Genomic DNA, 23,451 nt, shown 5'->3' on the forward strand with positions numbered 1-23,451 from the left:
GGCGGTTCGGGCCCGCATCGGGTGACGGTGCGGGCCCGAACCATGTCCGGAGGCCGTCAGCGGCCCGAGCGCGGCAGGACCAGGCCGCTCTCGTAGGCGACGACGACGGCCTGGACGCGGTCCCGCAGCCCGAGCTTGCGCAGGATCCGGCTGACGTGGGTCTTGACCGTCTCCTCCCCCACGACGAGGCGGTCGGCGATCTCGGCGTTGGACAGGCCCGCCGCGACCTGGCGCAGCACGTCGGTCTCGCGCGGCGTCAGCGCGTCCAGGACGTGCGGGGCGGGCGGACGGGGCCGCAGCCGCACGAACTCCCCGATGAGGCGCCGGGTCACGGCCGGCGCGAGCAGCGCGTCCCCGGCGGCCACGACGCGGACGGCGTCGAACAGCCGCTCGGCCGTGACGTCCTTCAGCAGGAACCCGCTGGCTCCGGCGACCAGCGCGTCGTAGACGTGCTCGTCCAGGTCGAACGTGGTCAGCATCAGGATCCGCGGCGGGTCCTCCCCGGCGGTGATGCGGCGGGTGGCCTCGATGCCGTCCATGGCGGGCATCCGCACGTCCATCAGCACGATGTCGGGCCGGTGCTCGCCGCAGACGCGGATCGCGGCGGCCCCGTCGGCGGCGGTCGCCACCACGGCCAGGTCGGGCTGGGTGCCGAGCAGGGCGCTGAACCCGGCGCGGACGACCTCCTGGTCGTCGGCCACCACCACGCGGACGCTCACGGCCCCTCCCCGGGCGTCCCGCCCAGCGGCAGCGTCGCCTCGACCAGGAAACCGCCGACGGGCCCCGGGCCGGTGCGGACGTCCCCGCCCGCGGCGGCCGCGCGCTCGCGCATGCCGAGCAGCCCGTGCCCCGCGGTACCGCCGCCGGGGCCCGGCCCGTTGTCGCGGACGGTGACCCGCAGCGCGTCGGCGGCGTAGTCGAACTCCACGTCGACGGCCGCGCCCGGCGCGTGCCTGCGGGCGTTGGTGAGGGCCTCCTGGACGATCCGGTACGCGGCCAGCTCCAGGCCCGGGTCCAGGGCCGCCACGTCCCCGCGCACGATCAGCCGGACGCCCGCCGCGCCCGAGTCGCGGGTCTCGTCGATCAGGTCCAGCAGCTGCCGCAGGCCCGGCTGCGGGCGCCGGGCGGGCCCGGCGCCGGCGTCCTCGCGCAGCACGCCGAGCAGCCGCCGCATCTCGGTGAGCGCGGTGCGGGCGGTGTCGCCGATGGCCAGCAGCCGCCGGGCGCCCTCGTCCGGCATGCCGGGGACGGCGAGCCGCGCCGTCTCCGCCTGCACCGAGATCATCGAGATGTGGTGGGCGACGACGTCGTGCAGCTCGCGGGCGATGCGGGCGCGTTCGCCGCGCGCGGTGTGCTCCAGGAGCGTGGCCTCGAACGCCCGGCGGGACGCGTCCCGCACGGCCGCCTCCGCGCGGCGGCGCAGGACCCGGCGCCGCACCAGCACCGCCCACACGGTCGCGAACGCGGTGAGCGCGGCGGCGGCGAGCCCGCCGTGCAGGACGCACGCCGCCGCCGCGGCCCCGGTGATCGTGGCGGCGGCCAGGGTGCCCCGGTCCCGGACGAGGACCAGCGGGAGCGTCGCGCACACGTCCACCACGAGGGCCAGCGGGAGGATCACCCCGGAGTCGTGGGACCGGTAGACGGCCTCGGCGACGGCGGCCGCGGCCAGGCAGCCGCCGGCCACGGGCCACACCGGCCGCCCGGCGCCGTCGACGCTGTCCTTCACGGACGCCATTGTGGCGGGAACGGCGCGCCGCGGCGTCCCTCCTCAGAGGGACGCCCGTCCCCCGGGCCCGGGCGCCGAAGACGCCTCCACGGCGTGATGACCCCGCGCCGCGGCGGTCCGTAGCCTCCCAGGTCATGGATGCGACCATCGAAGTGCGGGACCTGCGCAAGAGATACGGGCCCACCGTCGCCGTGGACGGCCTGTCGTTCACGGCCGGCCCCGGGCGGGTCACCGGGTTCGTCGGCCCGAACGGGGCCGGGAAGTCCAGCACGCTGCGGATGATCATGGGGTTGGACCGGCCCGACGGCGGCACCGCCCTGGTGGGCGGCCGCCCCTACCGGTCGTTGCGCACGCCGCTGTGCCGGCTCGGGGCGATGCTGGACGCGTCCGCGGTGCATCCCGCCCGCCGCGCCCGCGACCACCTGCTGTGGCTGGCGCACGCCAACGGCCTGCCGGTCCGCCGGGTGGACGAGATGATCGAGCTGACCGGGCTGGCGGGCGCGGCGCGGCGCCGCGCGGGCGGGTTCTCCCTCGGCATGCGCCAGCGCCTCGGGATCGCCGCCGCGCTGCTCGGCGACCCGCCGGTGCTGATGTTCGACGAGCCCGTCAACGGGCTGGACCCCGAGGGCATCACCTGGATCCGGGGGCTGCTGCGGTCGCTGGCCGCCGAGGGGCGCGCCGTGCTGGTGTCCAGCCACCTGATGAGCGAGCTGGAGGGCGGAGCCGACCACCTGGTGGTGATCGGGCGCGGCCGGCTCATCGCCGACACCAGCGTCGCGGACCTGCTGGACGTCGCGTCCGGCGGCCGGGTCGAGCTGCGCACCGCCGAACGGCAGGAGGCCATGACCGTCCTGGCGCGGGCGGGCGCCACCGTGACGGCCACCGGCCGGGACACCGTCACCGTGGCGGGCCTGCCGTCCGAGCGGATCATCGCCCTGCTCACCGGCGGCGGCGTGGCCTTCAGCGGCGTGTCCGCGCACCGGGCGTCGCTGGAGGAGGCCTACATGGAGCTGACCAGGGACGCGGCGGAGTTCCAGGCCGCGACGGGACGGAGGGACGGGTGACCGCCCCGGCGCCCTACCGCAGCACCGTTCAGGCCGAGGCCCGCGACGGGTTCGGGCGGCTGCTGATGGCCGAGTGGACCAAGCTGCGGACCGTTCCGCGGTGGATGCTCACCCTGCTGACGGCGGTGGCCCTGACGGTGCTGGTCGCGCTGCTGTCGGCCGCGGGCAGCGAGACGACCGGGCCGGGGACCGGTCCGGCGGACCCCGCCCGGCTGCAGGCCGTCGACCTGGGGCACCTCACCTACCGGACCATGGCCGGCGACGGCACGGTCGTCGCACGGGTCACCTCCCAGGAGGGCGGCGGCCGGTGGGCGAAGGCCGGGCTGATCATCAAGAGCGGCGCGGAGCCGCACCGTCCGTACGCGGCGCTGGTCGTCACCCCCGGGCACGGCGTCCGGCTGCAGACCGGCTATCAGGGCGGCGGCGCTAGCGGCGGGACCGGCGGCCTGCCGCGCTGGCTGAAGCTGACCCGGTCGGGGACGACCGTCACCGGCCACGAGTCGGCGGACGGGCGCGCCTGGCGGCGCGTCGGGTCGGTCCGGCTGGAGGGCCTGCCGCGGGAGGCCCTGGCGGGCATGGTCGTGGCCGCGCCCGACGACATCCGTGTGGAGCGGCGGTTCGGCGGCGAGAGCGTCTCGGGGCACCCCGTCTCCACCCGCGCCGCCTTCGACCACGTGTCGGTGTCACCGGCGCGGCCGGGCGAGCCGTGGCGCGACCGCGGCGCGCCGGGCGGGCCCGGCGCCGACCCCTCCCTGGACGGGTCGGCCGAGGCCGGCGGGGTGTTCACGCTCAGGGGGGTCGGCGACGTCGGCCCCAACCTGTTCGCCGACGACGCCACCGAGCTGACCCTCACCGGCGTCCTGATCGGGCAGGCCGCCGTGATCGCGCTGGCGGTGCTGTTCGTGACGGCCGAGTACCGGCGCGGCATGCTGCGCACGACGTTCGCGGCGTCGCCGCGGCGCGGCCGGGCCCTGGCGGCCAAGGCGGCCGTGGCGGGGCTGGCGTCGCTGGCGGCCGGGCTGGCCGCGGCGTTCGGCGCGATGCTGCTGGCGCGGCCGGTGCAGCGGTCGCACGGGCTGACGCCGCCGCCGCTGTCGGACGCCACCGTGCTGCGGGCCGTCCTCGGCACGGCCGCGCTGCTCGGCGTGGTGGCGGTGTTCTCGCTGGCGGTCGCGGTGATCGTGCGGCGCAGCGCACCCGCGATCACCATCGTGCTGCTGCTCCTGCTCGCCCCGCAGATCGTGGCGACCGGGCTGCCGCTGTCGGCGGCGCGGTGGCTGGAGCGCCTCACCCCGGCGGCGGGGTTCGCGATCCAGGAGACCGTCGTCCGGTTCGACCGCGCGATCGATCCGTGGGCGGGGTTCGGGGTCCTGTGCGCGTACACGGCGGCGGCGCTGGCGGCGGCCCTGTGGCTCGTGCGGCGGCGGGACGCGTGATGGGCCGGGGAACTGTGCAGGACCGTAGAGCCGTGATGGGCCGGGGAGCATTGACGACCGTGCACGCGGCGCACGCCGAGTGGACGAAGCTGCGGACGCTGCCGGGCATGGTGTGGCTGCTGCCCGCCCTGGCGGCGCTGGTCGCCGCCGTCGGCGCCGCGGTGACCGGGGCGGTGGACACCTCGCACTGCCCCACGCCCGCCGCCTGCGCGGAGGACACGCCGAAGCTGGCGCTGTCGGGGGTCCAGGTGGGGCAGGTCGCCGCGGTCGTGCTCGGCGTGCTGGCGGTCGGCGGCGAGTACGCCACCGGCACGATCGCCCCGACGCTCGCCGCGGTCCCGCGCCGGGCCACCGTGCTGGCCGCCAAGGCCGCCGTGGTCGCGGGCGCCGTCGCCGCCGCCGGCACCGCCGGGGTGCTGGCGGCGCTGGCGGCGGGGCGCGCCATCCTGCCCGGCAACGGGTTCACCACCGCCGCGGGATATCCGCCGCTGTCGCCGGCGGACGGCCCGACGGCCCGCGCCGCGGTCGGGACCGTCCTCTACCTGGTGCTGGTCGCGCTGATCGCCCTCGGCGTGGGGACGGCGCTGCGCGAGCAGGCGGCGGCGATCACGGCGGTGCTGGCGCTGCTGTGGATCGTCCCGGTCGTGACCCGGCTCATCGGCGACCCGGTGTGGGAGGAACGGCTGGAGAAGATCGCGCCGATGACCGCCGGGCTGGCCGTGCAGGCGACGCGCGGGCTGGACCGGCTGCCGATCGGGCCGTGGGAGGGGCTCGGCGTGCTGGCCGCCTACGCGGCGGCGGCGCTGCTGGCGGGCGGTGCGGTGCTCGCCGTCCGCGACGCCTGACCGGGGCTCAGGCGCGGGAGGTGGTGTCGTCGTCCTCCTCGATGACCTCGCCGCGGACCACCGGTCCCGGCGGGGTCTCGACACGCTCGGGGCCCGGACGGCCGAACGTGTCGTAGCCGCCCCCGCCCGGCGGGAACACCCCGGGCGGGAACATCGTCGCGGCGCGTTCCTCGGCGGCCCGCATCCGCCGGGCCGCGAAGGCCGACAGGGCGCGCCGGACGAGGGGACGGGTGAACGGCAGCACGAACGCGAACCCGAGCACGTCGGTGACGAATCCGGGGAACAGCAGCAGCATCCCGCCCGCCATGACCAGCGCCGCGTCGGCGAGCTCCCGGTCGGGCAGCACGCCCCGCTGGACGGTCTCCTGCAGGGCCCGCCACGCGCGGCGGCCCTCCCGGCGGACGATCCACACGCCGAGGACGGTCTCGGCGACCAGCAGCCCGACCGTGGGCCACGCGCCGATCACCTCGCCGACCTGGATCAGCACGAAGATCTCCAGGACCGGCACCAGCAGGAACGCCAGGACGATCAGCAGCGGCAGCATGGCTCCATTTTCGGGGTCGTCGAAAGCCTCACCCCGTACAACGCACGGGCGCCCCGAACGTTTCCCGCGCGTCCACCGGGACAGGTGGTCAGCGGGGCGGGCGGTTCTTGCCGACGCGGTCGGACACGCCCCACTGGGTGATGCGCAGCGCGGCCTCGGCCATCACGTCCCGGCTCATCTTGCTGGTGCCGTGCTCGCGCTCCACGAAGGTGATCGGCACCTCCACCACGCGCAGGCCCTGCCGCACCGCCCGCAGCGCCAGGTCGATCTGGAAGCAGTAGCCGCGGGAGTCGACCTCGTCCAGCCCGATCTTGTCCAGGGTCGCGGCGCGGAACGCGCGGTAGCCGGCGGTGGCGTCGTGCAGGTGGATGCCGAGCATCAGGCGGGCGTAGGTGTTGGCGCCCCGTGACAGCGCCTCGCGCCGCTTCGGCCAGTTGCGCACCTTCCCGCCGGGGACCCAGCGGGCGCCGATGACCAGGTCGGCGTCCTCCAGCGCCGACAGCAGCCGCGGCAGCTCCTCGGGTTGGTGGGAGCCGTCGGCGTCCATCTCGACCATGACGTCGTAGCCGTGCTCGGCGGCCCATCGGAACCCGGCGATGTAGGCGGGGCCGAGCCCCTCCTTGCCCTCCCGGTGCAGCACCTTGACCTGCTCGTCGCCGGCCGCCATCGCGTCGGCGACCTCGCCGGTGCCGTCGGGGCTGGCGTCGTCGACGACCAGGACGTCCGCCTCCGGGACGGCCTCGCGCACCCGCCCGGCGATGCGCTCGATGTTGTCCCGCTCGTTGTAGGTCGGGATGATCACGAGCACCCGGCCGAGCCCGGCTGGGATCTCCATCGGCGTCATTTCCCCTCGTTCTCCGATGCCGTGTTCGGGGCGGTCCCCCGGGCCGTCCTGCGGGCCGTCCACGCCGCCGCCCCGGCGGCGCCGAGCCCGAGCAGCGCGAGCGCCCATTCGGGTCCTTCGCCCAGCCGGTCCGACAGGGTTCGCGAGGTGCGCGCCGGGACGGTCGCGACCTGGATGTCGGGCACGAACTCCCGGGACCGGTCGATCACCCTGCCGTCCGGCGCGACGATGGCGCTGATCCCGCTCGTCGCGGCAACCAAGATCGTACGGCCATGTTCGACCGCCCGCAGCCGCGACATGGCGATCTGCTGCGGCGGAAGGCTCGTCCGGCCGTAGGTGGCGTTGTTGGTCTGCACGACCAGCAGGTCGCCGCCGGCGACGTCGCGGACCTCCTTGTCGTAGGCCACCTCGAAGCAGATCACGTCGCCGACGCGCACCGGGCCGAGCTCCATCACGCCGGAGCGGGTGCCCTTGGCGAAGTCGCGCGGGATCCGCTCGAACCGGGTGATGAGCTTGGTGAGGATGTCGCGGAACGGCAGGTACTCCCCGAACGGGACGGGGTGCCGCTTGACGTAGTAGTCGCCTGGACCGGTCGTGGGGTCCCACACGATGCCGCGGTTCTCGACCTTCTTCCCGTCGGGCGTGTCGGTGAGGGCGCCGACGAGCACGGGCACGCCGATGTCCTTCACCGCGGCGTCGATGGCGGTGTAGGCCTCGGGCTCGGTGTAGGGGTCGAGGTCGCTGGCGTTCTCCGGCCACACCACCAGCTCGGGCTTGGCGACCCGCCCGGCGCGGACCTGGGCGGCCAGGTCGTGGGTGACCTTGACGTGGTTGCTCAGGACGGCCTTGCGCTGCCCGAGGAAGTCCAGGCCGGCGCGCGGCACGTTGCCCTGGACGACGGCGACGGTGACGGGTCGCCCGGTGGCGGGCGTGGGGATCAGCAGGCCTCCGCCGACGACGGCGGCGGCCGCGGCCAGGCAGACCGCGGCGGGCACCAGCGCACGCGCCGCCCGAGGGGGCCGCGCGGCGCCCTGCGCACCGTCCCCCTCGGCGTCCTGCGCCGCGGCGGCGCGGGCGCGGTGGGCGCGGAGGGCGCGGTGGGCGGACACGGCGGCGCAGGCGAGCAGCGCGCCGATCAGCGCGGTCAGGAACGTGACCAGGGGGGCGCCGCCGTAGGACGCGTACGGGGTCAGCGGCGTGGCGGTCTGGCTGAACGCCAGCCGCGCCCAGGGGAACCCGCCGAACGGGACGCGGCCGCGGATCAGCTCCTCCCCGACCCACAGCGCGGCCGTCCACACCGGCCAGGCGGGCAGCCGGGCGACCACCGCGACGCCCGCGCCGAGCGGCAGGAAGTAGGCGGCCTGGACGAGGCTGAGGATGATCCACCCGTCCGGGCCGACCGCGGAGATGCCCTCCAGGACCGGGATGAAGAACGCGGCGCCGCCGACGAAGCCGAGCCAGGCGCCGGTGCGGGCGGGCAGGCCGCGCAGCGCGAGGGTGAGCAGCGCGACGCCCGCCGGCGCGAGGGGCGTGAGGTCGGCGGGCGGGAAGGCCAGCCACATCAGCAGCCCGGCGGCCACGGCCAGCAGGGTCCGCGGCCAGCCCGCGCGACCGCCGGTGCGCAGGCCCCGGCGCAGGCGGCCCGGCTCCCGGCGAGGCGCGCCGCCGGGGTCCTCGTCCGGGCCCTTGGCCGGCGACCGGTCCGGAAGGGTCTCCTGGGCCACGTCCCACCTCGTTCGCTCGTTCCCTTGCCGGAACGCTACCGGGCGCGGCGGCCGACGGCGACCACGGACGGCGCGGAACCCGGCGGGCGAGCGGGCGGTTCACGCTCGGCGGAAACGGGACCGGGACCGGGACGGCGGCGGCCGGACACGGAGGAGGGCCCGCGACATCCGTCGGGCCGGAGTCGTCCCACAGGCGGTGAGAGCGAGGCTCCGTTTTCTACTGGATGTCCGGGCCCTTCCCGGGTCCAACCCCCCGCGCGATCGGACGGCTCCGCCGGGGCACGGCCCCGGCTCACCGCGCTGGCTCGGGCGGGCACGATGCCGACCACTCGCGTGATCCCCGTCCCCGTCGCGGCGCGGTGCCCGGCGGCGCCTCGGGCGGCCGATCGGTGAGTCCCGTGCTGGACTGCAGCAAAACTACCGGCTTCCGCCACCTTGTCAACCGCCGCATGTTCTGCGGCGACTCCCTGTTTCCCCAGCTCAGCACCATGATCACAGGCTGCCCGTTTTCCCGGGCGGGCGGCGCGCGGCGGGCGCGGGTCAGCCGCCCGGCGCGGACACCACGACGGTGCCGGACGCGGTGACGGCGACGACCGGCTCGGGCAGCACCTCCGCGGCCGACTCCCCCTTGTCGGGGCGCCCCCGGCACACCACGCGCGCCTCGAAGGCCATGACGCGGCTGCGGGTGCCGGCGCGGGTGAGGACGGCGGTGGTCTCCAGGACGTCCCCGGCCCGGACGGGCGCGCGGAACTGCACGTCGGAGTAGGAGGCGAACAGGCCCTCGTCGCCGTCGGTGCGGATGCACAGCTCGGTCGCGGCGTCCCCGAACAGCCCGAGAACGTAGGCGCCGTCGACCAGGTCGCCGGCGTAGTGGGCGTGCGAGTAGGGGATGTAGCGGCGGTGGGTGACGGTCGTCCCCTCGCGCGGGTCACTCATCGTCGTCCTCTTCTCCGTTACGGGCGGGCAGCAGGGCGTGGACGAGATAGCTGGCGACCTCGGCGGGCGTGGTGCCCTTGCCGAAGATGCGGTCGACGCCGAGGTCGGCCTCGGTGACGGTGTCGAACCGGGGGCCGCCGACGACCAGCAGCGGCCGCCCCATGCCGCCGGCGACGGCGGTGGGGTACTCGGCGTGGAACGCGGCGGCCATCTGCTTGGTGTTGTGCAGGTGGGCGTTGCGCTGGGTGACGACCTGGGAGACCAGGACGGCGTCGGCGTTCTCTGCCTTGGCGCGCTCGACCAGCTCCTCCACCGTCACCTGGGCGCCCATGTTCACCACCTGGATCTCCCGGTAGTACTCCAGGCCCTTCTCCCCCGCGAAGCCCTTGACGTTGAGGATCGCGTCGATGCCGACGGTGTGGGCGTCGGTGCCGATGCAGGCGCCGACGACGACCAGCCGCCGGTTCAGCGCGCCGCGGATCGCCAGGTTCACCTCTTGGGAGGTCAGCAGCGGGTAGGCGCGCTCCTCCGGGGCGGGGATGGAGGCGTAGTCGATGAGGTGCCGCACCTTCCCGTACACGATGAAGAAGGTGAAGTCGGGGCCCATCGGCTTGGCGTGGACGACGCTGGCGGGGTCCAGGCCCATCTTCCCCGCCAGCTGCAGCGCGGCGGCGTCGGCCCGCTTGCCCGCGGGGACGGGCAGCGTGAACGACATCTGCACCATGCCGTCGCCGGTGGTGTCGCCGTAGGGCCGGATCACCTGGCGGGTGTCGGCGGGCTCGGCCGGGGCCTGCGTCCCGGTGCCGGTTCCGGGGGTCTCGGCCGTCATGCGGGCACCTCCTGCTCAGCGGTACGGGCGGCGTGCGGGTCCTCGGTGTCGAGGATCTCGATGGCGGGGTTGACGTAGCCGTCGGCGCGGGGGACGACGCCGTCCAGGCCCTTGCCCCCGTCGGCGGGGCGGCGGGTGACGCCGAACGTCCCCTCGGCGATGGCGTTCAGCAGCCCGTCGCCGGCGACGCGGTCCAGCAGCTCCACCGACTCCGACAGGACCTGCTTGGCGCGCTGGACGACCATCCCCCCGGGGCGGGGCACGAAGTCCTCGGCGAGGTTCCCGCAGGCGTCGCGGACGTAGCGGACGTTCTCCAGCGCCAGGTCGCGGTCCGACAGCCACGGGGTGTGGATGCCCTCGGTCATCATCCCGATCAGGATGATCGACTGCCCGGTCATCACGCCGGCGAGGTTGAAGAAGGCGTCCAGCAGGTAGCCGGCGAAGATGTTGCCGGTCATGTGCTTGGTCGGCGGCATGTACTTCAGCGGCGCGCCGGGGAACAGCTCCCGGACGAGCTGGGCGTGCGCCAGTTCCAGCCGGAACGACTCGGGGATCGCCGGGTCGATCTCGAAGGCGTGGCCGAGGCCGAGCTGGGCGTCTGAGAGCCCCGCCTCGTGCCCGAACCGCTCGTTGAGCAGCTGGCTGACGATCACGGTGTGCGCGGCGTCGACCGCGTCGGCGGTGGTGAGGTAGTTGTCCTCGCCGGTGTTGATGACGATGCCGGCGCGGGCGTGGATCTGCCGGGAGAACCGCTGGTCGATGAACGTCCGGCGCGGGTTGATGTCGCGGAAGATGATGCCGTACATGCAGTCGTTGAGCATCATGTCCAGGCGCTCCAGCCCGGCGAGCGTCGCGATCTCCGGCATGCACAGCCCGGAGGCGTAGTTCGTCAGCCGCACGTACCGGCCGAGCTCGCGGGACACCTCGTCGAGCGCGGCGCGCATGAGCCGGAAGTTCTCCCGGGTGGCGTAGGTGCCGGCGTAGCCCTCGCGGGTGGCGCCCTCGGGGACGAAGTCCAGCAGCGACTGGCCGGTGGAGCGGATCACCGCGACGACGTCGGCGCCCTCCCGGGCGGCGGCCTGCGCCTGCGGGATGTCCTCGTAGATGTCGCCGGTCGCGACGATGAGGTACACCAGCGGCCGCGGCGTCGGCGCCGTGTCGGGGGCGGGCAGCTCGGCCAGCAGCCGGTCGCGCTCGGCGCGGCGCCGGTCGATGCGCGCGATGCCGGCGCGGGCGGCCGCGGCGGCGGCCTCGCGGGCGTGCGCGGCGTCGGTGCCGGACGGCAGCCGGAACGACGCCTTCCCGCGGGCGGCGGCGCGGGCGAGGTCGCCGAGGCCGGCGTGCGGGCCGGTCAGCAGGGCGTCCCAGACGGGCAGGGCCACCCCGTGCTCCAGGCCGACCTGGTCGCGGACGGCGTCGGCGAGGTGGTTGACCCAGGGGCGCCCCTCATCGTCGGCGCCGGTGAGGCCCGCGAGGCGCAGCAGGGCGCGCTCGACGGAGACGGTGGTGTGGGAGCGGGCCATCCCGATGATGGGCTCCGCGGCGCGGGCGGCGAGCCGCCGGGCGGTGCGCACCACCTCCGGGTCGAGGTCCAGCTTTCCCTGCGGCGCCATTGCCGTCTCCCCTCACGCAGCCGCCCCTCTCAGGCCGGGCCCGAACAATCATCCTTCATACCGAGTTCTCTACGAGAGATCTTCCGGTATGAACACCGTATTTCACAAGAACTGGCAGTACATCTTCAGCGACCCCTCCCCCACCGGCGACCACTCCCATCTTCCCTGGCGGGGCGGCCGCCTCACCCTCCGGTGACGGCAATCGGAGAACTCGCCGGTAGCCACGCTGGGTAAAGCTACGCTCACCCGAGGTAATGACGGGTTCCGCATTCAGGAGGGGCATGTTCGTTTACCTTGCGGCCGCCGCGTGCGCGGCCGGCGTGGTCATCGTCGCGAGCCGGCTGGTGCGGCGGGCACGGGCGGGCGTGGACGACCCCGACCCGGACGGCCCCACCTCCGCCCACACCGGCGCGATGCTGTCGGCGCTGTTCCTGCTGGCCTTCGCCATCGCCGTCGTGGTGCCCTGGACGTCGGCGGACGCCGCCCGCTCCAACACCTACGCCGAGAGCCAGGCCATCGCCGAGACGTACTGGGCCGCGGCCCGGCTGCCCGCGCCCGAGGCCCGGCGCGTCCAGGAGGGGCTGAGCGCGTACGTCGCCACCGTCCGCGGCCCCGAGTGGCGGCTCATGGCGCAGGGGCGCCTCAGCTCCCGCGGCTGGGCGCAGCTCGACCGGCTGCGCCGCGACGTGATCGCGGTCAAGGCCGGCGACGACGAGCTCAAGGACGCCCGCAACGGCGTGCTGGAGCACCTCGGCGAGGTCTCCGCGGCCCGCCGGCAGCGCGCCGCCGACGCCCGCGCGACGCCGCCCGCCGCGCTCGCCGCCGTCACCGTGCTCACCGGGATCGTGGTCGTGCTCCTGCCGTTCCTGGCGGGCGCCCGGCCGCGCGGCATGACGCTGGTCCCGCTGGCGCTGATGGCGGCCCTGCTGGCCGCGGGCACCTACCTGACGTTCGACATCGCGCACGTGTTCGACGGGGCGCTCGCCGTCGGGCCGGAGGCCTACACCAGCCTGCAGTCGGACCTGCAGCGCATCGCGGGGGGTCGCTGACCGTGCGCCTGCCCTCCGCCCCGGCCCGCACGCTGCCGGCGGTCCTGCCCGCCGCGGTCGCCGGCGCGCTGGCCCTCCCGTCCGGCGCGCTGGCCGACCCGGAACCGCCGCCGCCCTCGATCAGCGTGTGCGTCGACATCGAGATCGGCGACGCCGGCGCGTCCGGCTGCGCTCCGCCGCCGCCCGAAGCGCCCCCGCCGCCGCCCGAGGAGGTCCCCCCGCCCGAGCCGCCGGAGCCTCCCGTCGAGCCCGGCGAACCGGAAGAACCCGAGGAGGAGCCGCCATCCGAGACCGCCGGCCCGCCGGCACCGCCGCCCCCGCCCGGTCCGCGCACCGCGGCGCCCGCCGCTCCCCCGCCGCCGCCCCGGACGCGCCCCGAGCCCGCGCCGCCCGAACCGGCGCCCAGCGAACCGGAGCCGCCCGCGCAGGCGTCCCCGGAACCGGCGCACACCGCACCGCGCGCGAAGGAGGAGGCGCCGCGGCGCCGCAACCCGCTCAGCACCTCGCTGGTCCTGGTGGTGCTCGCGGTCGTCATCAGCGCGGGAACGGCCATCGCGTTCGCCCGCTGAGCCGCGTTCGCCCGCTGAGCCGCGCCCGCCGAGCCGGATCAGGGCAGCCGGCCGACCCCGCCGAAGACCAGGAACCGCTCGGGGTCCCGCACCGCCTCGCCCTCGTCCGGACGCCACAGCGGCACGTACACCAGGCCGGGGTCGAGCATGTCCCAGCCGTCGAAGAAGCGCAGGATCTCCGCGTGCGAGCGGGGCACGGCCGGGGACGTGGCGCGGTTGTAGAGCTTGCCGATCGCCGCGGTCTTGCCCGGCTGCGCCTCGTCGGTGAAGTGGGAGATCACCAGGTGGCTGCCGGGCGCCGCGGCGTTCCGCAGCGTCGCGACGATGCCCGCCGGATCCTCCTCGCGCTTGATCAGGTGCAGCGCGGCGACGAGCAGGAACGCCACCGGCTCGGACAGGTCGACCAGGCCCTTCAGCCCCGGGTCGGCGAGGATCGCGCCCGGGTCGCGCATGTCGGCCTGGATCACCGCCGCGCGCTCGTTGCCCGCCAGGATCGACCGGCTGTGCGCCACCGCGACGTCGTCGTTGTCGACGTACACCACGCGGGCGTCCGGGTTCACCTCCTGCGCGACCTCGTGCACGTTGCCCTGCGTCGGGATGCCCGACCCGATGTCGACGAACTGGGAGATCCCGGCGCCGGCCACCGTGCGGACGGCGCGGCGCAGGAACGCCCGGTTGGCGTGCGCCAGCTCCCGCGCCTGCGGCTCGACCCGCAGCAGCCCCGTCGCCAGGTCACGATCCGACGCGAAATTGTGGGCTCCGCCGAGCAGAAAGTCATACACCCGTGCGACGCTTGGCCTCTGACTGTCGACCTCGGGTGGAATCCACTCGGAGTCCATTCATCGTCTCCCTTTGACCGAAGGGGTGCCGTCCGCGGGGACCTCAGCGTAACGCGAGACACCCTGGCGGCCCCCGCTTTACGGGACAGTGAGGACCGATGCCCGACAGACCCGGACCGCCCGGCGCGGCGACCGTCCTGCTCACCCCGGAAGGCACGGTCACCGGGTGGAGCGAGGGTGCCGAGCGCCTGTTCGGCCACGACGCCCGCACCGCGGCCGGGGCGCCGCTGCCCGACCTGCTCGGCCGTCCCGACGCCGCCGAACCGCTGCTGGTCGCGCTGAAACTGGCCGGGTCCGGCCGCTCCTGGTCCGGGATGCTGCCGCTCACCGCCGAAGGCCTGCCGGCCGCGCTGGACCCGATGACGGGCGGCGACGGCCGCGTCCAGGTGCTGCTGACGGTCTCCCCGCCGTGGACGGGCGGCCTGGACCTGCTCAACGAGGCGGGCCGCCGCATCGGCTCCACCCTCGACCTGCACCTGACCGCACGCGAGATCGTCGCCGTCACCGTCCCCCGGTTCGCCGACGCCGGCGCCATCTACGTGCTCGAACGGCTCCTCGCCGACGACGACCAGCCCGCCACCGAGGCCGACGGCTCGGCGGTCGTGCGGCGGCTGGCCATCGCGTTCGCCGAGGACGACCCGCGCGGCTGGGCCCGCGAGTTCCCCGTCAACGAGGTCATCGTCTACCCGCCGACCACGCCCTACGCCCGCTGCCTGGCCACCGGAGCCATGGTCGAGTTCGGCGGGGACGCCATCCAGGACACCCTCGCCCACCGCACCGGCCGCATCATCGACGGCCTCCTCGACCACGTCTCCCTGCTGGCGGTGCCGCTGCTCGCGCGGGGCCGGTCGCTCGGCTTCGCGGTGTTCAGCCGCAAGCGCGGCCGGCCGCCGTTCTCCGCCGCCGACGCCGCGCTGGCCGCCGAGCTCGCCGCCCGCGCCGCGACCTGCGTCGACAACGCCTGCCTGTACCGGCGCGAGCACAGCACCGCGACGGCGCTGAAGGCCGGGCTGCTGCCGTCCGGGGTCACCGCCCCGCCCGGACTGGAGATCGCGCACCGCTACCTGCCGGCCCGCAGCGGCGTCGGCGGCGACTGGTACGACGTGGTGCCGCTGACCGGCGACCGGATCGCCGTGGTGATCGGCGACTCGGTCGGGCACGGCGTCACCGCTGCCGCCGCGATGGGCCAGCTGCGGGTCGCGGCGCACACCCTCGCCAGCTGCGAGTTCCCGCCCGGCGAGGTCCTGGAGCGGCTCGACGCCATCGCCCAGGACCTGGACGCCGCCCAGTTCGCCACCTGCCTGTGCCTGGTGTGCGACCCGGTGACGCTGCGCTGCGAAGTGGCGCGCGCCGGGCATCCGCCGCCGCTGCTGGCCATGCCGGACGGGTCCGCGCGGCACTTCGCCGTCCCGAACGGGCTGCCGCTCGGGGTGTCCGACCCCGAGCACCCGCCGGCGTACGGGCAGGTCCCCGCGGTGCTCCCGCCGGGCGCCACCCTCGCCCTGTACACCGACGGCCTGGTGGAGAGCCGGATGCGCAACGTCGACGAGGGCATCGCCCGCCTCGCGTCCGCCCTGGTCGCCTCGGACGACGGCACCCTGGAGGAGACCGCCGACGGCGTGCTGGCCCTGCTGGCGGACCAGCCGGGCCACGACGACATCGCGCTCCTGCTGATCCGCGCCGTCCCTGACCAGGCCCCCGCGCCCGGCCATGCGGCCGGTCTCTGACCAGGCGGCCGGTTGGGGCCCCGCCGCTACAGGCCGGGGATCTCGTGGTTGCGGAAGGCGTCCACGAACAGGGTGTGGTCGTCGCGGACGATCTCGGCGTAGCGGGTGCCGAACTCGACCATCGCCTCGACGAACGCGGACTCGTCCGGGCCGATCGCCGCGTTGATCGCGTCCTCCACCTGGAACCCGACCAGGGTGTGGTCGGAGTCGGTGTCGGACACGCAGTGCACCTTGGCGGTGGCGCGGCCGAGATCGTCCAGCACCGACAGCATGTCCTCCGGCTCGGTCAGGCCGCCCCAGTCCAGGTCCTCCTCGTAGGGCGACAGCTCCTGCACGACGTACCCGATGCCGTCGATCTGGGTGTGGCCGAGCCACGGATCGCTGTTGGCCTGCAGCGCGCGCCGGGACACCGCCGTGCGGTGGCCGTGGTGCTGGAAGTAGTCGCGGATGCGGGGGTCGTCGACGACGCGGCTCGGCGCGGCGACGTTGCCCTGCTTCATCGACAGGACGACGTCGTTCTCCAGGGCCTGGGTGTTGCCCTCCACCAGGATGTTGTAGGCCGACAGCCCGGCCGAGCCGATACCGAACCCGGACGCGCCGACGATGTCCTTGACCTCGTAGGTGAGGCTGCCGAACCGCTTCTCCGACGGGATGGTCGCGAGGTACTCCTGGTAGGCGGCCTCGACCTTGGCGCGCTCGGGGGCGTCCAGGCGGCGCACACCGGGGCGGTCGCGGAACCGGCGGTCGGGCCCGTCCACGACCGTCATGCCCGACAGCAGTCCGATGCGGGTGCCGCCCATCGCCGCGACCAGCACGTCCCGCACGTAGCCGTCGGTGGTGTCGAGCGTCAGCGCGAACCTCTCGTCGCCCTCGTGCGCGGCGAACCTGCGGACCTGGTCGACGTAGGCGCGCACGTAGGTCTCGATCAGCCGGCGGATGTCGGCGTCGGAGATCGCCTTCTGCCAGGCCAGCAGCGCCAGGCTCGCCACCAGGCGCTTGACGTCCCAGGTGAAGTGGCCGACGTAGGCCTCGTCGTAGTCGTTGACGTCGAAGACGAACACGCCGTCGTCGTTCATGTAGGTGCCGAAGTTCTGCGCGTGCAGGTCGCCCTGGATCCACACGCGGGAGGTGCGCTCGTCGGCCCACGGGTCGTCGTCGTGGACGATGTCGGCGTAGAACAGGCAGGCGCTGCCCCGGTAGAACGCGAACGGGTCCGAGGCCATCTTGCGGAAGCGGCGGCGGAACTCGGCGGGGCTGCGCTCCATCAGGTCCGAGAACGCGTCGACCAGGACGTCGACGATCTGCGCCCGGCGCTCCTTGGGGTCCCGTCCGCGCAGGTCCTCGGTGATGCTCGCCATGCTCTCTCCCTCGATGATCGGGTGGCCCCGCCGCTGTGGGGCGTTCCCGGTCATTCTGCCGAATCCGCACCGGTCCGGGAGGTGAACAGCGCGCGCACGGCGGGGTCGGATCGCACCAGTTCCAGGGCGGTCCGGGCGTGCCCGGGGACGTAGCCGTTGCCGATGAGCATGGTGACGTCGGCGGCCAGCCCCTCGGCGCCGAGCGCGGCGGCGGGGAACGAGGTCGCCATCGAGAAGAACACGACGGTGCCGCCGGGGGCGGTGGCGAGGATCGCGCCGTGCTCGCAGCCGGGGACGTCCACGCACACGACGGTGACGTCGACCGGCTCCCCGATGGCCGCGGCGACGGCGACCGGGTCGCGCGCGTCGGCGCGGACCACGGTGTCGGCGAGGCCCGCGGCGGCCAGCCGCTCCTCCTCCTCGGCCGTCGGCACGAGCCCGATCACGCGGGACGCGCCGGCGCGGCGCGCGGCCGCCAGCGACAGGCACCCGCTCTTGCCCGCGGCGCCGAGCACCGCGACCGCGGGCGCGCCCTTCCGCGCGGACACGACGCGGTGGGTGAGGGCGGGCGCCCCGCACACGTCCATGACGGCGAGGGACAGCGGCACCGGCAGGTCGTCCGGCAGGACCGCGGCGATGGACCGGGCGAACAGGATGGCGTGGCCGCGCGCGGGCACCTGCTCCGACCGCCCGTCCCAGCGGGCCAGGCCGTCGGTGACGGCGAGCGGCGTGAGGGTGAGGGACACCAGCGTGGCGACCCGGTCGCCGGGCTCCAGCCCGAGCGGCGACTGCGGCCCGGCCTCCTCGACCACGCCGACGAGCATGCCGCCCGACCCGGTCACCGGGTTGTGCATCTTGCCGCGCTCCCCGATGATCCGCAGCACCTCGGCCCGGATGGCGTCCGGGTCGCCGCCGTGCGCGGTGTGCAGCTGGCGGTAGGACGCGGCGTCCAGGTTGAGGCGCTCGACGCCGATGCGGACCTCGTCGGGGCGGATCCGCGGGTCGGTGTCCAGCCTCCGCGCGGCCTGCGGGAGGACGCCCGGGGGGTCCAGGACCCGGTGCAAGCCCACCGCCGTGGCCGTCCCGCCGTCGGTCATCGCCGTCCCGCCTCTCCCGTGAAATGCGCCGAGGTTGCGCAAGATATACAGGGCACCACTGGTTTCATCGAAAGTCTTCCCGTAACGTCAGCACTACACAAGACTTTTATGCGATCAATGTGAGGCGAGGAGGCGGTCGACGATGACCACTGCCCTGCACCCGGACGCCGTCCTGTCCGAAGAGACCGCACGCCAGCCGTACGTCTACCGGCGCCGGCCTCTGGAGGAGCCCGACTGGCGGCGCCTGCCCGGGTGGCGGGACGTCACGGAGGCCGAATGGGAGTCGGCGCAGTGGCAGCGCGCCCACTGCGTGAAGAACCTGCGGCAGCTCCGCCAGGTCATGGGCGACCTGCTGGACGAGTCCTTCTACGCCGACCTGGAGCGCGACCAGGCCGAGCGCGCCACGATGTCGATGCTGCTGCCCCCGCAGATGCTCAACACGATGGACTCCTCCTCGACCGAGGCCTTCCACGCCGACCCCGTCCGCCGCTACATGCTCCCCGTCCTCAGCGACCGGCGCACCGACTGGCCGTCCCACCCGCACGCCTCCCGCGACTCCCTGCACGAGGCGGAGATGTGGGCGGTCGAGGGCCTCACCCACCGCTACCCCACCAAGGTGCTGGCCGAGATCCTGCCGACCTGCCCGCAGTACTGCGGGCACTGCACCCGGATGGATCTCGTCGGCAACTCCACGCCGGCCGTCGACAAGCACAAGTTCACGATCAAGCCCCCGGACCGGCTCGGCGCCATGCTCGACTACCTGCGCCGCTCCCCCGGCGTCCGGGACGTGGTCGTCTCCGGCGGCGACGTCGCCAACATGCCGTGGCCGCGGCTGGAGTCGTTCGTCGACGCGCTGCTCGACATCGACAACATCCGCGACATCCGCCTGGCCAGCAAGGCGCTCATGGGCCTGCCCCAGCACTGGCTGCAGGACGACGTCCGCGCCGGGATGGAGCGCCTGGCCGCCAAGGCGCACGGCCGCGGCGCGCAGATCGCGATCCACACCCACGTCAACGCCGCCCAGTCGGTGACGCCGCTCGTCGCGAGGGCCGCGCGCGCGATGCTGGACACCGGCATCCGCGACGTCCGCAACCAGGGCGTGCTGCTGCGCGGGGTGAACGACTCCCCCGCAGCGCTGCTCGACCTGTCGTTCGCGCTGCTCGACGAGGCCGGGATCATGCCCTACTACCTCTACATGTGCGACATGATCCCCAACAGCGAGCACTGGCGGCTCGCCGTCTGGGAGGCGCAGGAGCTCCAGCACGCCATCATGGGCTACCTGCCCGGCTTCGCCACCCCGCGGATCGTCTGCGACGTCCCCTACGTCGGCAAGCGGTGGGTGCACCAGCTCGCCGACTACGACCGCGAGCGCGGCATCTCCTACTGGACGAAGAACTACCGCACCGGCCTGGAGCAGTCCGACCCCGACGCGCTGACCAGGCGGTACGAGTACCACGACCCGATCTACACGCTCCCGGAGGAGGGGCGTCGGTGGTGGCGGGAACGTTCCGCGTGACGTGATTCGGCTGTATGAGCCAACCAACCCGGCGCCTTTACATTGTAGATCCGTAATGTGGCGCATAGGGTCGGTCGGGTGATGGCTTCCGACCTGACGATCGCGCAGCTGGAGGACGACCCGCACCCGCATCTGGCCCGGCTGCGGGCCGAGGAGCCCGTCGCGTTCGTCCCCGCCCTCGGCGGCTGGCTCGTGACGTCCCGCGACCTCGCGCTGGCGGTCATGCGCGACTCGGCCGCGTTCACGGTCGACGACCCGCGCTTCTCCACCGCGCAGGTCGTCGGGCCGAGCATGCTGTCACTGGACGGACCCGTCCACGCCCGGCACCGCGACGCGTTCTCCCGCCCGTTCCGCCCGGCGCGGACCCGCGAGCGGTTCACCGCGTTCGTCGAGGCCGAGGTCGGCCGGCTCGTCGGCGGGCTCGCGCCGGCGGGCGCTGCGGAGCTGCGCGGCGACCTCGCCGGGCCGCTCGCCGTCGCCGTCGTGACCGAGGCCCTCGGGCTGCACGGGGTGGACGCGGCGACCGTCCGCTCCTGGTACGGCGCCTTCGTCGAGGCCGTGTCCGCCATCACCGCGGGCGGCACCGCCCCCGGGCACGCCGGGGAGGCGTACCGGCTGCTGCGCGCCGCGGTCGAGGAGGCGATCACCGCGTCCCGCCCCGGTTCGCTGCTCGCCGAGGCGGCCCGCGGCGACCTCACCACCCCCGAGGTCGTCGCCAACGCCGCGATCCTGATGTTCGGCGGCATCGACACCACCGAGGGGATGATCGCAAACGCCGCGCTGCACCTGCTGGAGAACCCCGGCCAGCTGCGGCTCGTCCTGGACGACCCCGACCTGCTGCCCGGCGCGATCGAGGAGTCGCTGCGGCTGGAGCCGTCGGCCTCGGTCGTCGACCGGTACGCCACCCGCGACACCGACCTCGGCGGGACCACGGTCGGGGCGGGCGACCTCGTCCGCGTGTCGATCGCGGGCGCCAACCGGGACCCCGCCGTGTTCGCCGACCCCGACCGGTTCGACGTGCGGCGGCACAACACCGCCGAGCACCTGGCCTTCGCGCACGGCCCGCACTTCTGCTTCGGCGCGCCCCTGGCCCGGCTGGAGGCCCGCACCGCGCTGGCCGCGGTGCTGGACCGGCTGCCCGGGCTGCGCCTCGACCCGTCCCGTCCCGCGCGGCCCCGCGGCCTGGTGTTCCGGAGACCGCCCCGGCTGGACGTCCGCTGGGACGCCTGACGGCCGGTTGAGGACCGTCCCCGGCGTCCCCTCCGGCCGCGCCGTTATGGGACCATCTCCCAATGATCGTGGAACGCCGGGTCGAGCTGCGCTTCGGGGTGGAGAGCCGTGAGGCCGAGACGCACACCAACCTGTCCGCCGTCCGCCAGGACGGACGCTGCCTGTGGGTCGCGGGCGACGAGACCGCCACCATCGAGCGGCTGACGGCCACCCTCGACGGCGGCCGCGTCACCGGGTACGGCGGCCAGGCCACGATCGCGCTCGCCGACCTCGTCCCGCTGCCCGCCGGCCCGGACGAGGAGGCCGACATCGAGGGGCTCGCCCGCGCCAACGGCTGGCTGTGGGCGATCGGCTCGCACAGCCTCAAGCGCAAGAAGATCAAGCCGGGGCACAGCGACGCGAAGGCGCGCAGGCGCCTCGCCACGGTCGTCCGCGAGGACAACCGCTACATCCTCGCCCGGCTCCCGCTGGCCACCGGCGAGGACGGGCTGCCCGGCGTCGTCCGCGAGGACGGGGACCGCACCGCCGCCGTCCTCGGCCTGGACGGCGACTCCCTCACCGACCTGCTGCGGGACGACCCGCACCTCGCGCCGTTCCTGCCCATCCCGAGCAAGGACAACGGCATCGACATCGAGGGCATCGCCGCGCACGGCGACCGGCTCTACATCGGGCTGCGCGGGCCGGTGCTGCGCGGCTGGGCGGTGCTGATAGAGATCCGGCCGGGCACCCACCCCGACGACCCGCGGCGGCTGGTGGCGCTGCCCGTCGGCGACGGGAAGGACCGCTACCGCACGCACTTCCTGGACCTGGGCGGCCTCGGCATCCGCGACCTGTGCCCGCACGGCGACGACCTGCTGGTCCTCACCGGCCCGAGCATGGACCTGGACGGCCCGGTGCGGGTCGTGCGGTGGCGGGGCGCGGCCAGGGTGGACGCCGGCGAGATCGTCACCTCCGCCGAGCTGGAGGTGCTCGGCGACCTCCCCCACGGCGACGGCGACGACCACGCCGAGGGCATCGCCGTCCTGGACGAGCCGGGCACCCGCCTGCTCGTCGTCTACGACAGCCCCTCCCCCGAGCGCCTCACGGCGGACGGGGGCGTCCTCGCGGACGTGGTCGTCCTCGGCTAGCACCGGGGGCGAACCCGAATAAGCGCTCGCTTGCACCGTCTGCTTGGATGGGCCCTGCAACCGGCAGGAGTTCGAAGGGGCAGGACAGCGCATGATCGAGTGGTCCGAGGAAGACCTGATGATCCGGGACGCGGTGCGCGGCTGGATCGACGCCGAGGTCCGGCCCCGCCTGGACGCGCTGGAGTCGGGCGAGCTCCCGCCGTACGACCTGCTCCGCGGCCTCTACAAGACGTTCGGGATGGACGAGATGGCCCGCTCGTCCTTCCACGCCCGGATCGCCAAGGAGCGCGACGGCGGCACGGGCGGCGACGAGGAGGGCGGGCACGGCGGCAACGCGGCGATGACCATGCTGCCGATCATCGAGCTGTGCAAGGTGGCCCCCGGCCTGGTCTCGGCGATGGGCGTCGGCCTCGGCCTCGCCGCCGGGACCATCATGAAGCGCGGCACGCCCGAGCAGAAGGAGCGCTGGGCCCTGCCCCTGCTCACCATGGAGAAGGTCGGCGCCTGGGCGATCACAGAGCCGAACTCCGGGTCGGACGCGTTCGGCGGCATGCAGGCCACCGCCAGGAAGGTCGGCGACGAGTACGTCATCAACGGCGCCAAGACCTTCATCACCAACGGCCCCTACGCCGACACCATCGTCTTCTACTGCAAGCTCGACGACGGGCGGGACCCGCGCGACCGCGAGATCCTCACCTTCGTCCTCGACCGCGGCATGGAAGGCCTTGAGCAGAGCAGGCCGCTGCGCAAGATGGGGCTGCACTCCTCCCCCACCGGCGAGCTGTTCCTCAGCGACGTCCGCGCGGGCGCCGACCGGCTCCTCACCTCCGGCGCGCAGGGCGGCAAGGAGTCCGCCCGGCAGAACTTCGTCACCGAGCGCGCGGGCGTCGCCGCCATGGCGCTCGGCGTCATCGAGGAGTGCCTGCGGCTGTCGGTCGAGTACGCCAGGACCCGCGAGCTGTGGGGGCGGCGCATCGGCGACTTCCAGCTCATCCAGCTGAAGCTGGCCAAGATGGAGGTCGCGCGGCTCAACGTCCAGAACCTGGTGTTCCGGCACATCGAGATGCAGCGCGCCGGCCGCGCCCCGACCCTCTCCGAGGCGTCGGCGATGAAGCTGTACGCCGCGCAGGCCGCCAGCGAGGTCGCCCAGGAGGCCGTGCAGCTGTTCGGCGGCAACGGCTACATGAGCGAGTACCGGGTGGAGCAGCTCGCCCGCGACGCCAAGTCGTTCCAGATCTACGCCGGCACCGACGAGATCCAGGTGACCCACATCGCCCGCGACCTCCTCTCCCGCTGACGCTTCCGCCCGTCCGCTCCGGCGCCGAACTTCCAGGCGGTCCCGCGCATCGAACAGGTGGGGGGCGGGTGAGGGCGATCG

At 74.6% G+C, this 23,451-nt stretch carries 21 protein-coding genes; 10 read left to right on the top strand and 11 right to left on the bottom strand.

Annotation, left to right across the window (positions count from 1 at the left end):
• Positions 1 to 56: 56 nt before the first annotated feature.
• Both K8Z49_RS06280 and K8Z49_RS06285 read right to left on the bottom strand, forming a co-directional pair.
• Positions 57 to 719, bottom strand: a complete 663-nt coding sequence (locus K8Z49_RS06280; protein WP_412517824.1) for a response regulator — start codon at positions 717 to 719, stop codon at positions 57 to 59.
• The gene (locus tag K8Z49_RS06285) at positions 716 to 1,726 is read right to left on the bottom strand and encodes a sensor histidine kinase (protein WP_220126646.1); all 1,011 of its coding nucleotides are present in this window, start codon (positions 1,724 to 1,726) and stop codon (positions 716 to 718) included. The genes K8Z49_RS06280 and K8Z49_RS06285 overlap by 4 nt, the downstream gene beginning before the upstream one ends.
• Positions 1,727 to 1,860: 134 nt before the next feature.
• Here K8Z49_RS06285 and K8Z49_RS06290 point away from each other — a divergent pair, with 134 nt between their 5' ends.
• Genes K8Z49_RS06290 through K8Z49_RS06300 form a run of 3 tightly spaced genes read left to right on the top strand, consistent with a single transcriptional unit; the run spans position 1,861 to position 5,071 of the window.
• Complete coding sequence (locus K8Z49_RS06290) at positions 1,861 to 2,790, top strand: ABC transporter ATP-binding protein (RefSeq protein WP_412517825.1); 930 nt, start codon at positions 1,861 to 1,863, stop codon at positions 2,788 to 2,790.
• Positions 2,787 to 4,226 carry an ABC transporter permease subunit gene (locus tag K8Z49_RS06295; protein ID WP_412517826.1) on the top strand — a complete coding sequence of 480 codons (1,440 nt, stop codon included), beginning with the start codon at positions 2,787 to 2,789 and terminating at the stop codon, positions 4,224 to 4,226. Before K8Z49_RS06290 ends, K8Z49_RS06295 begins: the two co-directional genes overlap by 4 nt.
• Positions 4,227 to 4,285: 59 nt before the next feature.
• The gene (locus tag K8Z49_RS06300; protein ID WP_412520998.1) at positions 4,286 to 5,071 is read left to right on the top strand and encodes an ABC transporter permease subunit; all 786 of its coding nucleotides are present in this window, start codon (positions 4,286 to 4,288) and stop codon (positions 5,069 to 5,071) included.
• A gap of 7 nt (positions 5,072 to 5,078) precedes the next feature.
• Here K8Z49_RS06300 and K8Z49_RS06305 read toward each other — a convergent pair whose 3' ends face one another.
• The 6 genes from K8Z49_RS06305 to K8Z49_RS06330 all read right to left on the bottom strand — a co-directional run bounded on the left by K8Z49_RS06305 (position 5,079) and on the right by K8Z49_RS06330 (position 11,561).
• Entirely contained in the window at positions 5,079 to 5,615 is a 537-nt protein-coding gene (locus K8Z49_RS06305) for an FxsA family protein (RefSeq protein ID WP_021600255.1), read from the bottom strand.
• Between the two features lie 88 nt (positions 5,616 to 5,703).
• On the bottom strand, positions 5,704 to 6,450 hold the full coding sequence (locus K8Z49_RS06310; protein WP_024936501.1) for a polyprenol monophosphomannose synthase: 747 nt from the start codon (positions 6,448 to 6,450) through the stop codon (positions 5,704 to 5,706).
• A gap of 5 nt (positions 6,451 to 6,455) precedes the next feature.
• The gene (gene lnt / locus K8Z49_RS06315; protein ID WP_412517827.1) at positions 6,456 to 8,183 is read right to left on the bottom strand and encodes an apolipoprotein N-acyltransferase; all 1,728 of its coding nucleotides are present in this window, start codon (positions 8,181 to 8,183) and stop codon (positions 6,456 to 6,458) included.
• Between the two features lie 540 nt (positions 8,184 to 8,723).
• Positions 8,724 to 9,119 (bottom strand): hotdog fold domain-containing protein, encoded by a 396-nt coding sequence (locus K8Z49_RS06320; protein WP_021600216.1) that lies wholly within the window; start codon positions 9,117 to 9,119, stop codon positions 8,724 to 8,726.
• A complete protein-coding gene (locus tag K8Z49_RS06325) occupies positions 9,112 to 9,948 on the bottom strand; it encodes an OAM dimerization domain-containing protein (protein ID WP_021600217.1) in 837 nt (278 codons plus the stop codon). Before K8Z49_RS06325 ends, K8Z49_RS06320 begins: the two co-directional genes overlap by 8 nt.
• On the bottom strand, positions 9,945 to 11,561 hold the full coding sequence (locus K8Z49_RS06330) for a lysine 5,6-aminomutase subunit alpha (protein ID WP_024936795.1): 1,617 nt from the start codon (positions 11,559 to 11,561) through the stop codon (positions 9,945 to 9,947). Before K8Z49_RS06330 ends, K8Z49_RS06325 begins: the two co-directional genes overlap by 4 nt.
• 281 nt (positions 11,562 to 11,842) lie before the next feature.
• Between K8Z49_RS06330 and K8Z49_RS06335 the strand changes: the two genes are divergently transcribed.
• Together K8Z49_RS06335 and K8Z49_RS06340 are read left to right on the top strand one after the other, a co-directional pair.
• On the top strand, positions 11,843 to 12,610 hold the full coding sequence (locus K8Z49_RS06335) for a DUF4239 domain-containing protein (RefSeq protein ID WP_024936796.1): 768 nt from the start codon (positions 11,843 to 11,845) through the stop codon (positions 12,608 to 12,610).
• 2 nt (positions 12,611 to 12,612) lie between these two features.
• Entirely contained in the window at positions 12,613 to 13,179 is a 567-nt protein-coding gene (locus tag K8Z49_RS06340) for a hypothetical protein (RefSeq protein ID WP_412517828.1), read from the top strand.
• A 38-nt stretch (positions 13,180 to 13,217) separates the two neighbouring features.
• On the opposite strand, the gene K8Z49_RS06345 is transcribed toward K8Z49_RS06340, so the two are convergent.
• Positions 13,218 to 14,018, bottom strand: a complete 801-nt coding sequence (locus K8Z49_RS06345) for an SAM-dependent methyltransferase (RefSeq protein ID WP_033332829.1) — start codon at positions 14,016 to 14,018, stop codon at positions 13,218 to 13,220.
• A gap of 98 nt (positions 14,019 to 14,116) precedes the next feature.
• On the opposite strand from K8Z49_RS06345, the gene K8Z49_RS06350 reads away from it, so the two are divergent.
• Positions 14,117 to 15,745: a SpoIIE family protein phosphatase gene (locus K8Z49_RS06350; RefSeq protein ID WP_412517829.1), complete on the top strand. Its 1,629-nt coding sequence runs from the start codon at positions 14,117 to 14,119 to the stop codon at positions 15,743 to 15,745.
• 26 nt (positions 15,746 to 15,771) lie between these two features.
• Here the strand turns inward: K8Z49_RS06350 and K8Z49_RS06355 are convergent, their stop codons facing one another.
• Positions 15,772 to 17,103 (bottom strand): DUF2252 domain-containing protein, encoded by a 1,332-nt coding sequence (locus K8Z49_RS06355; protein ID WP_075022498.1) that lies wholly within the window; start codon positions 17,101 to 17,103, stop codon positions 15,772 to 15,774.
• 50 nt (positions 17,104 to 17,153) lie between these two features.
• Entirely contained in the window at positions 17,154 to 18,200 is a 1,047-nt protein-coding gene (locus K8Z49_RS06360) for a zinc-binding dehydrogenase (RefSeq protein WP_033332828.1), read from the bottom strand.
• 142 nt (positions 18,201 to 18,342) lie between these two features.
• On the opposite strand from K8Z49_RS06360, the gene K8Z49_RS06365 reads away from it, so the two are divergent.
• The 4 genes from K8Z49_RS06365 (at position 18,343) to K8Z49_RS06380 (ending at position 23,370) form a co-directional block, all read left to right on the top strand.
• Positions 18,343 to 19,716, top strand: coding sequence for a KamA family radical SAM protein (locus K8Z49_RS06365; protein ID WP_021598783.1), 1,374 nt, complete (start codon positions 18,343 to 18,345; stop codon positions 19,714 to 19,716).
• 81 nt (positions 19,717 to 19,797) lie between these two features.
• Positions 19,798 to 20,946 (top strand): cytochrome P450, encoded by a 1,149-nt coding sequence (locus K8Z49_RS06370; protein WP_075022430.1) that lies wholly within the window; start codon positions 19,798 to 19,800, stop codon positions 20,944 to 20,946.
• 62 nt (positions 20,947 to 21,008) lie between these two features.
• Complete coding sequence (locus K8Z49_RS06375) at positions 21,009 to 22,073, top strand: DUF3616 domain-containing protein (protein WP_075022431.1); 1,065 nt, start codon at positions 21,009 to 21,011, stop codon at positions 22,071 to 22,073.
• 91 nt (positions 22,074 to 22,164) lie between these two features.
• Positions 22,165 to 23,370, top strand: a complete 1,206-nt coding sequence (locus tag K8Z49_RS06380) for an acyl-CoA dehydrogenase family protein (protein ID WP_021598780.1) — start codon at positions 22,165 to 22,167, stop codon at positions 23,368 to 23,370.
• The last annotated feature ends 81 nt before the right edge of the window (positions 23,371 to 23,451 follow it).

It is taken from the genome of Actinomadura madurae, from assembly GCF_047130825.1.
GTDB lineage: Bacteria > Actinomycetota > Actinomycetes > Streptosporangiales > Streptosporangiaceae > Spirillospora > Spirillospora madurae.

Excerpts from the sequence above, each read along its gene's own strand:
- K8Z49_RS06335 (WP_024936796.1), top strand. The coding sequence starts at position 11,843 with ATGTTCGTTTACCTTGCGGCCGCCGCGTGCGCGGCCGGCGTGGTCATC.
- K8Z49_RS06320 (WP_021600216.1), bottom strand. The coding sequence starts at position 9,119 with ATGAGTGACCCGCGCGAGGGGACGACCGTCACCCACCGCCGCTACATC.
- K8Z49_RS06380 (WP_021598780.1), top strand. The coding sequence starts at position 22,165 with ATGATCGAGTGGTCCGAGGAAGACCTGATGATCCGGGACGCGGTGCGC.
- K8Z49_RS06355 (WP_075022498.1), bottom strand. The coding sequence starts at position 17,103 with ATGGCGAGCATCACCGAGGACCTGCGCGGACGGGACCCCAAGGAGCGC.
- K8Z49_RS06330 (WP_024936795.1), bottom strand. The coding sequence starts at position 11,561 with ATGGCGCCGCAGGGAAAGCTGGACCTCGACCCGGAGGTGGTGCGCACC.
- K8Z49_RS06325 (WP_021600217.1), bottom strand. The coding sequence starts at position 9,948 with ATGACGGCCGAGACCCCCGGAACCGGCACCGGGACGCAGGCCCCGGCC.
- K8Z49_RS06310 (WP_024936501.1), bottom strand. The coding sequence starts at position 6,450 with ATGGAGATCCCAGCCGGGCTCGGCCGGGTGCTCGTGATCATCCCGACC.
- K8Z49_RS06305 (WP_021600255.1), bottom strand. The coding sequence starts at position 5,615 with ATGCTGCCGCTGCTGATCGTCCTGGCGTTCCTGCTGGTGCCGGTCCTG.
- K8Z49_RS06290 (WP_412517825.1), top strand. The coding sequence starts at position 1,861 with ATGGATGCGACCATCGAAGTGCGGGACCTGCGCAAGAGATACGGGCCC.
- K8Z49_RS06370 (WP_075022430.1), top strand. The coding sequence starts at position 19,798 with ATGGCTTCCGACCTGACGATCGCGCAGCTGGAGGACGACCCGCACCCG.
- K8Z49_RS06350 (WP_412517829.1), top strand. The coding sequence starts at position 14,117 with ATGCCCGACAGACCCGGACCGCCCGGCGCGGCGACCGTCCTGCTCACC.
- K8Z49_RS06365 (WP_021598783.1), top strand. The coding sequence starts at position 18,343 with ATGACCACTGCCCTGCACCCGGACGCCGTCCTGTCCGAAGAGACCGCA.
- K8Z49_RS06360 (WP_033332828.1), bottom strand. The coding sequence starts at position 18,200 with ATGACCGACGGCGGGACGGCCACGGCGGTGGGCTTGCACCGGGTCCTG.
- K8Z49_RS06345 (WP_033332829.1), bottom strand. The coding sequence starts at position 14,018 with ATGGACTCCGAGTGGATTCCACCCGAGGTCGACAGTCAGAGGCCAAGC.
- K8Z49_RS06375 (WP_075022431.1), top strand. The coding sequence starts at position 21,009 with ATGATCGTGGAACGCCGGGTCGAGCTGCGCTTCGGGGTGGAGAGCCGT.